At 67.5% G+C, this 13,988-nt stretch carries 11 protein-coding genes, 1 tRNA gene and 2 pseudogenes; 11 read left to right on the top strand and 3 right to left on the bottom strand.

Annotation, left to right across the window (positions count from 1 at the left end; all coding sequences use genetic code 11):
- The first annotated feature begins 90 nt into the window (after positions 1-90).
- The 8 genes from T333_RS16665 (at position 91) to dnaG (ending at position 9,177) form a co-directional block, all read left to right on the top strand.
- Complete coding sequence (locus T333_RS16665; RefSeq protein ID WP_496425015.1) at positions 91-1,338, top strand: PucR family transcriptional regulator; 1,248 nt, start codon at positions 91-93, stop codon at positions 1,336-1,338.
- Positions 1,339-1,513: 175 nt separating this feature from the next.
- Positions 1,514-2,512 carry an alpha/beta hydrolase gene (locus tag T333_RS16660; RefSeq protein ID WP_496425014.1) on the top strand — a complete coding sequence of 333 codons (999 nt, stop codon included), beginning with the start codon at positions 1,514-1,516 and terminating at the stop codon, positions 2,510-2,512.
- Between the two features lie 52 nt (positions 2,513-2,564).
- Positions 2,565-2,780 carry a hypothetical protein gene (locus T333_RS16655; protein ID WP_355000719.1) on the top strand — a complete coding sequence of 72 codons (216 nt, stop codon included), beginning with the start codon at positions 2,565-2,567 and terminating at the stop codon, positions 2,778-2,780.
- Positions 2,781-2,788: 8 nt separating this feature from the next.
- Positions 2,789-3,772 (top strand): hypothetical protein, encoded by a 984-nt coding sequence (locus T333_RS16650; RefSeq protein ID WP_496425013.1) that lies wholly within the window; start codon positions 2,789-2,791, stop codon positions 3,770-3,772.
- Between the two features lie 384 nt (positions 3,773-4,156).
- Complete coding sequence (locus tag T333_RS16645) at positions 4,157-4,777, top strand: YdcF family protein (RefSeq protein ID WP_355001143.1); 621 nt, start codon at positions 4,157-4,159, stop codon at positions 4,775-4,777.
- 5 nt (positions 4,778-4,782) lie between these two features.
- Entirely contained in the window at positions 4,783-6,042 is a 1,260-nt protein-coding gene (locus tag T333_RS16640; protein WP_496425012.1) for a deoxyguanosinetriphosphate triphosphohydrolase, read from the top strand.
- A gap of 95 nt (positions 6,043-6,137) precedes the next feature.
- Positions 6,138-7,217: a Fic family protein gene (locus tag T333_RS16635; RefSeq protein ID WP_496425011.1), complete on the top strand. Its 1,080-nt coding sequence runs from the start codon at positions 6,138-6,140 to the stop codon at positions 7,215-7,217.
- A gap of 49 nt (positions 7,218-7,266) precedes the next feature.
- Positions 7,267-9,177: a DNA primase gene (dnaG, locus tag T333_RS16630; RefSeq protein WP_355000715.1), complete on the top strand. Its 1,911-nt coding sequence runs from the start codon at positions 7,267-7,269 to the stop codon at positions 9,175-9,177.
- 136 nt (positions 9,178-9,313) lie between these two features.
- Here the strand turns inward: dnaG and T333_RS16625 are convergent, their stop codons facing one another.
- Positions 9,314-9,559, bottom strand: a complete 246-nt coding sequence (locus T333_RS16625) for a hypothetical protein (RefSeq protein ID WP_067787169.1) — start codon at positions 9,557-9,559, stop codon at positions 9,314-9,316.
- Between the two features lie 225 nt (positions 9,560-9,784).
- Here T333_RS16625 and T333_RS16620 point away from each other — a divergent pair.
- Positions 9,785-9,857 (top strand) — tRNA-Asn (locus T333_RS16620).
- Between the two features lie 89 nt (positions 9,858-9,946).
- On the opposite strand, the gene T333_RS16615 is transcribed toward T333_RS16620, so the two are convergent.
- Positions 9,947-10,390: a tyrosine-type recombinase/integrase gene (locus T333_RS16615; RefSeq protein WP_496425010.1), complete on the bottom strand. Its 444-nt coding sequence runs from the start codon at positions 10,388-10,390 to the stop codon at positions 9,947-9,949.
- 164 nt (positions 10,391-10,554) lie between these two features.
- On the opposite strand from T333_RS16615, the pseudogene T333_RS16610 reads away from it, so the two are divergent.
- Positions 10,555-11,434: pseudogene (locus tag T333_RS16610) on the top strand (IS5 family transposase).
- A 51-nt stretch (positions 11,435-11,485) separates the two neighbouring features.
- Positions 11,486-11,789: pseudogene (locus T333_RS16605) on the top strand (transposase); the annotation flags it as partial.
- A 71-nt stretch (positions 11,790-11,860) separates the two neighbouring features.
- Here T333_RS16605 and T333_RS16600 read toward each other — a convergent pair.
- Entirely contained in the window at positions 11,861-13,987 is a 2,127-nt protein-coding gene (locus T333_RS16600) for a UvrD-helicase domain-containing protein (protein WP_496425009.1), read from the bottom strand.
- Between the last annotated feature and the right edge of the window lies 1 nt (position 13,988).

Genomic DNA, 13,988 nt, shown 5'->3' with positions numbered 1-13,988 from the left:
GTTCCGCACCGCGCCGTGCTTTGTCGCGTGAGCCGATCTCGGCCGTCAGGGGAACTTGCAGCAACATCGGGTCGCGGTCAAAATGCCGCAATGCCCGCACTGCCGTCACCGCTCTCGATCGATGCCCCGATCATCACCCGGCTCCTTCCGCGCCTCACCGATCTGTTCACCGAGTTGCTCGATGCCGGGATCGCGGCGATCCCCGGCGCCGAGGCGTTGCCCGCCGGGCATTTCAACGACGAGGTCGTTCCGGCGATCGTCGCCGGGGCGGGGGCCTTCCTCGCGGCGCTGGACGAGAAACGAGCGTGCACTCCCGAGGAAGTGGCCGAGTGGGTCGTGCCGGTGGTGCAGCGGCATGCCGAAGACCGAATTCCGTTGCGGGCGTTGATCCAAGCGCTGTTCGGATCGGTGCGGCATCTCTGGCGCGAGGCGGGGACGCTCGCGGAACCCGACGACCTGCGTGACCTGCTGGCCTTCTCCGATCTGCTGCTGGAGTTGCTCGCCAACATGACCGTCTCCATGGCCGAGACGCACAGCGACGTGGAGCAGTCGATCTACGGCAGCGAACGGGAGGCCCGCAGGCTGTTGTGCGCCGCCTTGCTGCGCGGCGTCGAGACCGCCGAACTGGCCGCCCGCGCCGACATCGCACTGGCGGAGCGCTACGACGTGCTCGCCATCCAGGTCGTCCCGTTCAACCAGGCGGACCCGAGGGTCGACACAGTAGTGGCCCGCCGCCGAATCCGGCTGGTACAGCAGGCGCTCGACACCCTCGCCGCGACCACGGCGCTGAACACCTTCGACGGCACGACCGGTATCGCGCTGCTGCCGACGGCCGCCGACCCGTCGATCGATCCGCCGTACGCTGAATTGGGCGCGGCGCTCGCGGCTCGGCTCGGCAGTTCGGTCGTCGTCATCGACGCCGGATCGGTACCGCGCGACGAACTGGTGTCGGCCGCGAGCGAGGCCGCCGAACTCGGTGATCTCGCCAGGGCGCTCGGCCTCCCGACGGGCACCTACGTGCTGGACGACCTGATGCTGGAGTATCAGCTGACCCGTCCGGGCCGGTCCCGAGAACGATTGGCGCAGCGCATAGTTCCGCTCGAGCCCTACCCGCATCTGCTGGAGGCGCTGGACGCGCACATGCGCCACGGCGCCGATCGCAAGGCGGCGGCGGCCGAAGTGCACCTGCACCCCAACAGCTTCAGCTACCGCCTGCGACGCGTCGCCGAACTCACCGGCTTCGATCCCTCCGATCCCACCGAATCCCGGCTGCTCGCGGCGGCGTTGATGGTGTATCGCCTCTACCCGCCGGCCGTCGCGGCGGCGGATCCGATCTGACCGCGATTCGTTCCGCGTGACTAACGCGGCAGCCCGTATTCTCGTATCGATGCAGTGACACCGACTCAGACGGTTGCCGATACTTGTGCCAGGATCACAACGCGGGTCGTCGGCGTTGCGCGGGCTCGAAGCGCTCGTGCGGGCGAGGGGACCCAGGACGAGAAGGGCTGCCACCATGAATTCGGTCGACGTGGACCGTTCCGCCGTACGCCCCCAACCGAATCCGCTGCGCACCGACTTCGCGGGCGGCAGTTTCCGCTCCCGCGTTCTCGACGCGGCGATCCGGTACTCCGTGCGGCCGTTCATCGCCCTCTGGTCGCGCTACCCGGATCTGCCGTGGCCGTACGGCGCGATCGATCATCTGGGACGGGTGCTGCGCACCGCGCCGGGCTTGAGCCGTCAACGTATCGCATTGCCGCACTGCGGAGCCGAGCTCACCACGCCGCGGACCGTCGACGAATCCCGATTCGTGCTCTACCTGCACGGCGGGGCGTTCCTGGTCGGGAACCGGACCCTGCACCACCAGATGGTCGGGCGCTTCGCCGACATGCTCGGGGCGCGTATCCTCGCGGTCGGCTACCGCAAGATGCCCAAATACGGTATCGCCGAGGCGGTATCGGATTGCGTCGACGGGTATCGGCACGCGTTGGAGATGGGCGTCGCGCCGGAGAACGTCACCGTGATGGGCGATTCCGCGGGCGGATACCTCGTCTTCGCGACGGCGTTGGAGATCCGGCGCCAGGGTCTGCCGATGCCCGCCGCGATCGTCGCCATGTCGCCGCTCACCGACTGGGATCACTCCGCGAAGCTCGCCGCGCCCACCGGCGGCGTCTGCGCGGTCTTCCCGGTCCGCGCCGTGCCGATCTTCGGTGCGCTCGCCGAGCGAACGTGCGGGGCAACGCCTTTGGTTTCGCCCGCGCACGCTGATCTGACCGGATTGCCGCCCACGTTGATTCAGGCCAGCTCCAGCGAATTCGTCTATCCCGACGCCGAACTCATGGCCGAGCGCCTGGCCGCCCACGGCGTGTCCTGCGAACTCCAGATCTGGCCGGGGCAGGTGCACGTCTTCCAGGCGGCGGCCTCGATCGTGCCGGAAGCCGCCGAGGCCGTCCGGGAGATCGGCGGCTTCCTCGACCGCACGCTCTGGCAGCGCGCCGAGCGTCGCACCGCCTGATCGAACAATCCAGCCAGTCAACCTTTTTCGACACCAAGGAGCCACAACCGGGATGACCGATCCGAAACGTGAGCTGCTCGCCGAACTGGCCGAGCCGCGCGAGATCATCGACCAGCTCACCGACGAGGAGGCGAGGACACTGGCGACCCTCCTGCACCGCGCCGAACAACAGCAGCGGCACAGTCTCGACGCGGCCATCGACGGCGCGCTCGAAGTACTGCCGCGGCTCGTGCGCATCCCGGCCCGCAAGATCCTGTTCGGAAAGTAGGCGAGACGATGACCGATCTGCTGACCCGCGGCCAGCTGGAGATGCTGGCGCAGACGCTGGCCGCCGACCCCGCCGACCTCGCGAGCCTGACCCGGCTCGGTGCGCAGAACCTGCGCGAGTTGCGGGAGCGAATCTCCGACCGGCTCTTCGACGCGCACGCGGCCACTTTCGCGAGGGTGAGCAAACTCGCACCGCTGGTGCCCAACGCGCTCGCCGCCAAGGTGGTGCTGAAAGCCGTGCCCGCCGAGGTCGGCGGCCGCGCGGGAGGAGCGGTCGGGGTCGATCACCCGGACCGGGCCGCCGGGCTGCTCGGCGAACTCACACCCGAGTACATGGCCGACGCCGCGCCCTATCTCGATCCGAGGGCCATCCCGGTGCTCGCCCCTCGGATGCCCGCTGAGGTGCTGGTGCCCGCCGCGAACGAGCTGCTGCGCCGCCGCGACTACGTCACCTCCGCGCGTTTCGTCGAGCACGCCACCGACGAATTGATCCGTGGTTTCGAGCGCGGCATCGCCGACGACGAGGGGCTGTTGCGCACCGCGGCGCTGACGCCCTCGGCCGACCGGCTCAACGACGTCGTCCGGGTGTTGTCCGCCGAGCGCCGCAGCGCCATCGTCCATGCGGCGTCGGCGAGTTCGGACGAGACGTTGATCGCCGGTATCTCGGTGCTGTCCCGGCTGGAGCCCGGCTTGCGCCGCGAACTGGGCGGAGAGTTCCTCGACGGACTCGACGAGGCGGGACTCGATCGGCTGTTCACCGTCGCCATCGAAGGCGAAGCGGTTGTCGAACTGATGACCGTGCTGTCCGCGGTGGACGAACGTCATCTGCCGCCGGTGGCCGCGCGGTTGAGCAGCGGCGACGGCACGGTGGTCGGCGCACTGCTCGACCAGGCGACGACCCCGGCGGCCCGGCGCGCGCTGCAGGCCATCGGCGCGCTGCTCGAGCCGCCGGTGCGGGATCGCCTCACCGAGCTTTCCAGCCACAGCGAGTAGGTCGTCGGCGTGCGGTTTCGACTCCTTGTCGAGCCGGACTCTCCATGCCCGCCGCCGACCCGAGAGTGAGTCCGCGCACTCGGAAACGCCTCCGTGCGATACCTCACTGGGCTGCGGCGTGTTCGCCACATGCCGTGGCCGAGGTGCCCGCGAGCCGAGTCGCCCGTCCGGCCAGCGGTCGACGCGGCCCGCGCGCGATCCCGGTCGGATCAGTCACGCGCGGGCGCCGGAACACAATTCGACGTCGGCGCGGCCACGGCGTGCGCGCAGCTCCGCGCTGTCGCGGGGTCACCTGGCACACTTGGTTGGGTGATTTCGGCACCCCAGCGCAGCACACCGGCCTCGGCGCACGAATCCGGCCTCGCGCGCGGGGTCGGCGCCGGGATGCTGCGCTGGACACGGAGGATCCTGATCGCCGCGGTGCTGACGGCGCTCGTGCTGATCGGCGGCACGGCTTTTCGAGTCTGGCAGGTCGCGCGGATCGACGACTACACCAAGGCCGACGCGATCGTCGTGCTCGGCGCCGCACAGTATTCCGGCACGCCGTCCTCGGTGTTCGAGGCCCGTCTCGACCAGGCGTATCGACTGTTCCAGGCCGGAGTCGCGCCGCGCGTGATCACCGTCGGCGGCAAGCAGGAGGGCGATCTCTACACCGAGGCCGCCTCCGGCAAGAACTATCTGCAGCGGCGCGGCGTACCGGCCGACCGGATCCTGGCCGTCGAGACCGGGTCGGACACGCTGCGCAGCGTCGAGGCGGTCGCACTGGCCATGAAGGCACGCGACATGTCGTCGGCCGTGCTGGTCAGCGACCCGTGGCACTCACTGCGCACCCGCACCATGGCGCGCGACGCCGGACTGCACGCCTGGACCGCCCCGACCCGCACCGGCCCCGCCGTCTACACCCGCGAATCCCAGGCGCACGGCATCGCCAGGGAGACCTTCGCGCTGCTGTGGTACCAGCTGACGCACTTCTCCGCCGACTTCTCCTACACCGCCGGACAGTGACGCCGATGGACAGCTACACCGATCACGACCGGGAACGGATGGCCGCCGAGGGCACCAAGACCGCGGGCCTCGCCCCGCCGCGCAGCGAATTCGAGAACGGCCACCGCACCGAGTTCGCCCGCGACCGGGCGCGTGTCCTGCACTCCGCGGCGCTGCGCAGGCTCGCCGACAAGACCCAGGTGATGGGCCCGCGCGACGGCGACACCCCGCGCACCCGGCTGACGCACTCGCTGGAGGTCGCCCAGATCGGCCGCAGCATCGCCGACGGATTGCGCTGCGACCCCGACCTGGTCGACCTGGCCGGACTCGCCCACGACATCGGTCACCCGCCCTACGGCCACAACGGCGAGAAGGCCCTCGACCAGTTCGCCGACCGGCACGGCGGTTTCGAGGGCAACGCCCAGAACCTGCGCATCCTGACCCGGCTCGAACCCAAGGTGCTCACCCCCGACGGCGCCAGCGCCGGGCTGAACCTCACCCGCGCCGCCCTCGACGCGGCGATCAAATACCCGTGGGGCAGAACGGGTTCCGGCACCAAGTTCGGCGCCTACGACGTCGACGTAGATCGGCTGGCCTGGATACGCAAGGGCGCGCCCGACCGCAGGCGCAGCCTGGAATGCCAGATCATGGACTGGTCCGACGACGTCGCCTACTCGGTGCACGACGTCGAGGACGGCATCATCGCGGGCCGCATCGATCTGCGCGCCCTCGCCGACCCCTCCGAACAGCGGGAACTGGCACGTATGGGCCTCGCCCAGCACCCCACTCTCACCGTCGACGACCTCGTCCAGGCTGCCCAGCGCCTCTCCGAACTACCGGTGATCGCGGACGTCTTCCGCTACGACGGCACCCTCACCGCTTCGGTCGCGCTGAAACGTCTCACCAGCGAGCTCGTCGGCCGCTTCGCCACGGCCGCCATCATGGCCACCCGCACCGTCGCGGGCGGCGAGCCGCTGTCCCGCTACGCCGCCGACCTCGAGATCCCGCCCGTCGCCGCCGCCGAAGTCGCCATGCTCAAGACCGTCGCCCTGCGCTACGTCATGTCCGACCCGGACCACCGCCGCAGGCAGGCCGCCCAGCGCGAACGCATCCTCGCCGTAGCCACCAGGCTGCACGCCGAAGCCCCCCGCCACCTCGACCCCCAACTCCTCCCGTGGTGGGACGCCGCCACCACCCCCACCGCCCAGATCCGCGTCGTCGTCGACCAGATCGCCTCCTACACCGAAAGCCGCCTCGAACGCCTCGCCACCTACTTCGGCGTTTGACGTAATCATTACGTCATTACATCATTGAATTTGTGCTGTTCCCTACGCCTGCGTTGACTAGCGACGACCTGGAAGTCTTGAGCCAGGTCGACGACATGCGCGAGAAACTTCGGCACCAGCTGCTCGGAGCTCCAACCAAGTGGACGGGCGGACTACGGAAGTTCCTCACCGCCGACGCGGTAGCGGCATCGAACTCGATCGAAGGATTCCGGGTTTCCACGGTCGATGTCGAAGACCTGATGGCGGGTGAGCGCGATGTCGACGTCTCCGACGAGAATCGCGCCGAAACTCTGGCCTATGAGCAGATGATGACCTACATCCAAACGCTGCACGATGTCCGCGATTTTTCCTACAGCAAGGGCTTGCTGAACGGACTGCACTGGATGCTGCAAGGGCATCGCCACACGGCGCGTAAACCCGCCGGGCAATGGCGTCGCGGACCGGTCTACGTCACCGACCCCCGCGACCCGAGCATCGCGGCTTACACGGCGCCCGACGCCGAGAAGGTTCCGGCTCTGATCTCCGAACTCGTCGACTGGCTCAACACCGACGAGGACTCCCACCCTCTGGTCCGCGCCGCGATGGCGCACCTGCACCTTGTCTCCATCCATCCCTGGGCCGACGGGAATGGGCGCATGTCGCGCTCGCTGCAGACACTGATGATCGCCCGCGACGGCGTGCTGGCTCCGGAGTTCTCCTCGATCGAGGCGTGGCTCGGCCGTCCCGGCAACACCTGGGAGTACTACCGCGAACTCGCGGCGCGCGGCAGCGAGTACCAGCCGGATCAGGACGTAGGGGACTGGATTCGCTTCAACCTCACCGCCTATCACCAGCAGGCGCAGACCGTGCATCTGCGATTCGAGCGGTCCGGACGCGTGTGGACCGAACTGGCCGAGTTCGCCCGCGGCCTCCGGATGGACGAACGGGTGGTCAGCGCCCTGCACGATGTCGCGCTGTCCGGGCGGGTGCGGCGTTCCCGTTACGAGCAGGCGGAAGGCTTGAACATGCAGCAGGCGCAGCGAGATCTGCGCGATCTGACGACCGCGGGAGTGCTGGAACCTGTCGGGCGAACACGCGCACGTTATTACGTGGCAGGGCCGCGCTTCCCCGAACCGGTGCTCGATATCGCCCGCACGCCGATGACCCTGACCGACCCGTACCGCGCGCTGGGCTGACAGCAGATGCCGGTGCCTCGAGCGCGGCCGGACTGGCTAGACTCGTCGCGTGGCCGGACGACTCCCTGATCGCGATATCGCGGCAATACGCGAACGCGTCCGGATCGAAGACGTGGTGGGGGAGTACGTAGCGCTCAAGCGGGCGGGCGCGGACTCCATGAAGGGGCTGTGTCCGTTCCACGACGAGAAGTCGCCGTCGTTCCACGTGCGGCCCAACCACGGTCTTTTCCACTGCTTCGGCTGCGGCGAGGGCGGGGACGTTTACAAGTTCCTGCAGAAGATCGAGCACATCGGCTTCGTCGAGGCCGTCGAGCAGATGGCCGACCGGATCGGCTACCAGATCAACTACGAGGGCGGCGGCACCTCGGTGCAGCGCGACCGCGGCACCCGTGCCCGCCTCGTCGCCGCCAACGCCGCCGCGCACGAGTTCTACATGGCCCGGCTGCGCGAGCCGGAGGCCGAGGCGGCGCGCAAGTTCCTCACCGACCGCAGCTTCGACGGCAACGCGGCCCTCCAGTTCGGCTGCGGCTACGCACCGGACGGCTGGGACACGCTCACCAAGTACCTGCTCCGCAAAGGCTTCGATTTCAAGGAGCTGGAGGCGGCGGGTCTGTCCAAGCAGGGCAAGCGCGGCCCCATCGACCGCTTCCACCGCCGCCTGCTCTGGCCGATCCGCAATCTCGGCGGCGAGGTCATCGGCTTCGGCGCCCGCAAGCTCTTCGACGACGACACCATGCCCGGCAAGTACGTGAACACGCCGGAAACGTTGCTGTACAAGAAGTCTCAGGTGCTGTTCGGCCTCGATCACGCCAAGCGCGAGATCGCCAAGGGCCGCCAGGCCGTCGTCGTCGAGGGCTACACCGACGTGATGGCCATGCACCTAGCGGGCGTGAAGACCGCCGTCGCCTCCTGCGGCACCGCCTTCGGCGACGAACACATGGCGATCCTGCGTCGCCTGCTGATGGACGACAACTTCTGGCGCGGCGAGATCATCTACACCTTCGACGGCGACGCGGCGGGCCAGGCGGCCGCGCTGAAGGCCTTCGCGGGCGACCAGAAGCTCGCGGGCCAGACCTACATCGCCATCGCCCCCGACGGTCAGGATCCGTGTGAGCTACGTCAGCGCTCCGGCGACGGCGCCGTCCGCGATCTGATCGCGCGGCGAACCCCGCTGTACGAGTTCGTGATTCGCGGTCTGCTCGCCGAACACAACCTGGACCAGGTCGAGGGTCAGGTGGAGGCGCTGCGGCGCGCGGTCCCCGTGGTCGCGCAGATCAAGGACAACGCCACCCGCAAGGCCTACGCCACCCGCCTCGCGGGCTGGGTCGGCTGGGACGACATCCAGACCGTGGTGCGCCGCGTCGGCGAGGAAGCCAAACGCAACCGCCTCGGCGGTCCGCGTCGCGCCGAGACCCCCGCGCCGAGCACCAAGGTCACCGAACACCCCGCCGCCCGCCCCAACCCGAACGACCCGACGCTGCTGCCGCAACGCCAAGTCCTGTGCGCCGCTTTGCAATACCCGGCCATCGCGGGCACGGTCTTCGACTCGTTGGAGACCGAAGCGTTCACCCATCCCGCCTACGTCGCGGTGCGCACCATGATCGCCGACGCGGGTGGCGCGTCCGCCGGGTTGAGCGGCGCGGAATGGGTCAACGCCGTCAGCGACACCGCCGACGACCTCACCATGCGGGCCCTGGTCTCCGAACTCGCCAACGCGCCGCTGCCGGTGAAATCCGTCGACGACATCCCGCGCTTCATCACCGGCGTGCTCGCCCGCGCTCAGGAGGCGTGGGTCGGCCGTCAGATCGCGACGCTCAAGTCCAAGCTGCAACGGCTCTCCGCGACCGAGCAGCCCGACGCGTATATGGCGCTGTTCGGGGATCTGGTTGCGCTGGAGCAGTATCGGAAGAGTCTGGAGGCCCAGGCGATGGGCAACTCCGACGATTTCGCACCTGCTTGAGGGGCGCTGGACCGGTCGTGTGCCGGTTTCCGGCGACTGTGGATCGCTCAGCGGCGCAACCTGGTTGGTTCCCCGAGCGGCGCCAGCTGACGGCGCTGCGAGGCGCTGAGCCGGTAGCTCCCGCGCCCGGAGTAGCTCAGCGGCGCAGCTGATCGTGCGGCACCAGGACGGTGGTCCGCTCGTCCAACGGCACCATCGGCTCCAACTGCGGGCGCGTGCTCAACTTGTCCGACAGCTTCTGCCGCCCCACCTGCACCAGCTTGCGGGTCACCGGGCTCGAGGTGACGGCGCGGGTCGCCGCGCTGATCTGCTCGTAGCGAGCCCGCCCGGCCTTACTGCCGAGCACATAACCGGCCGCGACGCCGATGATCAACCGCAGCATTCCTCTGAGCTCCTCCCAATCGCCTGTGCGCGCGGCTACCATCCTGCCCGACGCCACGTCCACCTGTCGATCCGGATCCGAGTTACCCCTGGGACAACTGTGACCCCACCCGTCCCACATGCACCCCCGCATCACCCCAGGTAGAGGCGCGATTTGGGAACCCGCCCAGCAATACGCTAAAGTTTCTCCTCGGCCCGCCCAGTACGGGAGAGCCACCCAGGATAGTCCCCTATAGCTCAATTGGCAGAGCAGCCGACTGTTAATCGGCAGGTTTCTGGTTCGAGTCCAGATGGGGGAGCATAGATCAGCCCCTGACCAGGCAAACTGGTCAGGGGCCTGATTCATTTCATCCGTTGGATTGGACCTTTTCCAAGAAAACACCAAAATTCAGCGCCACAACGTTCGTCGGCTGGTCGCCGTGCCGAGTCTCTGCTCGAGCACCGCCGATGAGTCCGGTGCCTGCTGAGGTGACGCGATGTAGTGCCGCTCGGTGATCGCCTCGCGGGAGTGTCCGAGCTGTTTGGCGGCGGTCTTCGAATCCGACGCTTCAGCGATCTGTGTGGCGACCGCTTTCCGGAACGTGTACTGGGTCACGTCCTTGTACAGCGTGCCACCGGCAGCCCGCCATGTCCGGTTGAAGTTGTGGGGATCGCGAAGCACCCCACTGCGGCCAGGAAAGACGAGCGCGACCTTGTCTTCCCCCTCCACCACGTTGCCGCCCACCTCGCCCAGCGTCTTCACCTCGCACATCCGGTCGTGGGTCGGGTTGTCGCGCAGCCGCCTCAACATCTGGATAGTGAACGGGCCAAGCGACCATTCGGTACCCAGCATGGATTAGTCCACTCCTGCCGGAAGAGTCCTTTCCCGCTCAGCAGTCTGACGGCAGTCGCCGAGACGGTCAACGAGAGCACCGCTTAGGTTCTGTCTCCCAATCCACTTGAATAGCTCCGGCCGGGGCTGATGGTGGTGCAGCATGTTCTGCTGTGACGCGGCTGGTGGTTGATCGGTATCAGGTGCTGACGAATAAGCAGTGGGAGTTGCTGGAGCTGCTGTTGCCGAGCTCCGAGGACCGGGTGGGGCGCAACTTCGCCAATAACCGGCTGGTGGTGGAAGGGATGCTGTATCGGTTGCGGACCGGCTCGCCATGGCGGGACCTGCCACCGGTGTTCGGGCCGTGGCAGACGGTGTGGAAGCGGCACCGTCGCTACGCCGCGGACGGGACCTGGGATCGGGTGCTGACCGCGCTGCTGGCGCTGGCCGATTCGACCGGAGATCTGGACTGGGTGGCATCGATCGACTCCACGATCGTGCGGGTGCACCAGCACGGCGCCGGCGCCCGGCGCGACTCGGTGGGCGGGCTATGAACCCGCCGATCACGCCATCGGTCGCTCACGCGGTGGGTTGACGACCAAGGTCCATCTCATCGCCGATGGCCGCGGGCGTGGCCTGGCCGTCGCGGTGACGCCTGGGCAGGCAGGCGATTCGCCGATGCTGGCCCCGTTGCTCGAAGTGGTCGCGGTGCCGCGACTGGCCGGTGGCCCGCCCGGTCGCAACCCGCGGGTCGTGATCGCCGACAAGGCCTACTCCTCGGCCGTCAACCAAGCCCTGTTGCGGCGCAGAGGTATCCGCACCGTCATCCCTGAACGGTCCGACCAGATCGCCCACCGCAAACGCCGAGGCAGCCGCGGCGGACGCCCACCAGAGTTCGACCGGCACACCTACACCCGGCGCAACGTCATCGAACGGGCCTTCAACAAGGCCAAGCACTGGCGCGCGGCGGCCGCCCGGTTCGACAAACTGGCCCTCACCTACCGCACCGGGGTGGTACTGGCCCTGATCATCGAATGGTTGAAGTCATTAGGAGACACAACCTAGGGGTGTGCCGAGGGTAGGTCTGCTTGCCAGGGTTGCGTCCGACTGAGTGGTGTGGCGCTCGCTGTTGATCGGATGCTCGACGCATTGAGCGAGACGCTGCCGAAAGTTGCCGATCACCTCGACGCCGCGCGGGCGGACCTGCTGGCGGTTTCTGCGTTCCCAAACAGATCTGGCGTCAGATCTGAAGCAACAACCCGGCCGATTGAACCATTCAACAAGGAGATACGCCGTCGCACCGCCGTCGTCGGCATTTTCCCGGCCGCAGCTCGACCGTCCCCCTGACCGTCGCGCTACTGGCCGAGCAGCACGAATCGATCGAAGGACCCGCTACTTCGGCCTCGGCGTCCTGCACCGTGGCCTTCTCGACGGGAATTCGCCAGGCAACCGGACGCGGTGGACGATTCGCCAAACCGTTCCGTCCAGCGCTTACATTGCGTCCATAGCATGGGGGCCGGACGAGACACCAGAAAGGTGGGCCAGAAACTCACTGGGTTGTCCATGCCATGTCACCACGAGGTGTTCTCTGGCGCGTGTGCACGCGACGAACAGTAGGCAGCGTTCCCGTTGGATATCCAAGCGATGCTTGTGTTCGTCCTCGACCGCGGAAGTTACCGCCGCGGCCTCCGGCACTTGATTGGCGCCGACACCACCGGCGATCAGACAGCGGAATTCGAGGCCCTTCATGCGGTGCATGGTGGCGACGGCGATGCCGGAGAGATGACGGTTCCGGTCCAACAGAACCGCGTCGAGATTGGCTGCGCGGAGGGCCTTTTCGATTCTCCGGCCGTACCATGCGGCTCGAACCGCGATGCCGATCTCCTCTGGCGCAATTCCGTGATCCACCCAGTACCGCACTCGCCCGACGATATGGTCGATTTCGGTTCTGGCTGAATCGAATCCGATGGAGATGGGCGCGCGTCCGTGGACATCGGAGCGGCAGCCGGCGATGGAGTCGAGGCCCTCCATCATGTCGTCGACCTGTTCACCGTGCAGCAGCGCCAGGCTCCAGCCGAGGATTTCGGCGGTGGTGCGGTAGTTGATGGGGAGGCGGCGGCTGCGGCCGGCGACGAAGACGCCGACATCGCGTAGAGTGACTCTATTGTCGTAGATGCGTTGATGAGTGTCACCGGCGATGAAGATGTCATCGGAGGCGTGGGGTACGGCGGCGCGGAGCACCCGCCACTGGTCGGGGCTGAGATCCTGGGCTTCGTCGACGATGATGTGGCGGTACGGCTTGTCGGGGCGGTCAGCGAGTAGGCGGGCTGCTTCGCGGGCGACGGTTTCATGAGTCCAGCTACGGGTGTCGGCGAGTTCGGTTTCGAATGCGGATATCGCAGCCCAGGCGCGGATCTTCTGTTGGGGTCCAAGACGTTTGCCGCGACCGGGACGCTTGGCTTCCTGGTAGGCAGTCAAGGTGGTGAGTTGTTGAGCCAGAATGACGTGCCGCCATTCGTCGGCCAGAAACGTTGCGGGCAGGCCTGTTTCAAGGCGTCCGGAGATATCGCTCCAGAGGGCCGCCTGCTCCTCTTGGTTGAGGATGGTCAGGCGGCCATGCTCGGCGCTGACCACTTGGTGGGCGTAGCGGTCGACGTGGGTGAAGGTCACATTCGAGCGTGACCATTTGCCGTCGACGAGGACGTCGAAATCGTCCTCCATGGTGCTGGCGAGATTCGCCGTGAAAGTGGTGACGAGCAGCTTTCCTTCGCCCCGTTCGGACAGACGCCGCGCGCGGTGCAGCGCGACGACGGTCTTACCGGTGCCAGGGCCGCCGGTAACCCGGGCGGGACCGCTGAAAACGGCGTCGGCGAGCGCACGCTGAGTCGGGTGAAGGTAGATGCGCCACAGTGCGAATGGGTCGGCGAAGGCGGCCATCAGTTCATCCGGCCCGTCCACCAGTGCCACACGGTCGGTGCTGCGGTGGATGGCGGAATCGAGGTCGGTGACATCGACCGCGGTGCCGGAAGGGACGTCCACCCCGAGATGCGACCACACCTCGTCCGGGGTGTAACCGGCGGCGAGCCCGTACAGCACCTCCCACTGAGTGGTGGGCAAATAGTGTTTGGCGGCTTCCAGCTGATCCACGTCGGTCAGGGCGCGAGCGAAGGGGAATGTGGTCTGGTCGATGCCGAGGCGGGTGAGGTCGCTGTCCTTCACGTGAGCCAACAACCGCGCCGGGGCGTGTACGGCCGATGCCTCGTAGACCCGCAACGCCTCGGACATGGCCTCGTCATCACGGATCTCGATGCGATGGTCGGCCTGGTTGACCGAAATCGAACGGCGGCATGCCCACTGGTAGGCGTCATCGTGGGGGAGGACCTTCAGCAGCGTGTACAGGTCGCCGGACTCCGGGGCGAGGACGATGCCGCGCCAGAAGTCGTCGATGCGTACCGAACGGTAGCGGCTGTTGCGGGCGTTCTTGATCTTCTCCAGGTGGGCGCCGGTGTTCTTGGTCGACTCGAACTTGGTGAGCAGGTCGACGGTTCGCTTCTGAACCGGGGGTTCGAGCTTGGCGAAGTCGAGCATGAAATCGCGGTGGATTGCCAGCTGTGCCATG

The organism is Nocardia sp. CNS-044, from assembly GCF_059570515.1.
This window is presented reverse-complemented; position numbering and strand designations above follow the sequence as displayed.

Excerpts from the sequence above, each read along its gene's own strand:
- T333_RS16665 (WP_496425015.1), top strand. The coding sequence starts at position 91 with ATGCCCGCACTGCCGTCACCGCTCTCGATCGATGCCCCGATCATCACC.
- T333_RS16660 (WP_496425014.1), top strand. The coding sequence starts at position 1,514 with ATGAATTCGGTCGACGTGGACCGTTCCGCCGTACGCCCCCAACCGAAT.
- T333_RS16655 (WP_355000719.1), top strand. The coding sequence starts at position 2,565 with ATGACCGATCCGAAACGTGAGCTGCTCGCCGAACTGGCCGAGCCGCGC.
- T333_RS16650 (WP_496425013.1), top strand. The coding sequence starts at position 2,789 with ATGACCGATCTGCTGACCCGCGGCCAGCTGGAGATGCTGGCGCAGACG.
- T333_RS16645 (WP_355001143.1), top strand. The coding sequence starts at position 4,157 with ATGCTGCGCTGGACACGGAGGATCCTGATCGCCGCGGTGCTGACGGCG.
- T333_RS16640 (WP_496425012.1), top strand. The coding sequence starts at position 4,783 with ATGGACAGCTACACCGATCACGACCGGGAACGGATGGCCGCCGAGGGC.
- T333_RS16635 (WP_496425011.1), top strand. The coding sequence starts at position 6,138 with ATGCGCGAGAAACTTCGGCACCAGCTGCTCGGAGCTCCAACCAAGTGG.
- T333_RS16625 (WP_067787169.1), bottom strand. The coding sequence starts at position 9,559 with ATGCTGCGGTTGATCATCGGCGTCGCGGCCGGTTATGTGCTCGGCAGT.
- T333_RS16615 (WP_496425010.1), bottom strand. The coding sequence starts at position 10,390 with ATGCTGGGTACCGAATGGTCGCTTGGCCCGTTCACTATCCAGATGTTG.
- T333_RS16600 (WP_496425009.1), bottom strand. The coding sequence starts at position 13,987 with ATGGCACAGCTGGCAATCCACCGCGATTTCATGCTCGACTTCGCCAAG.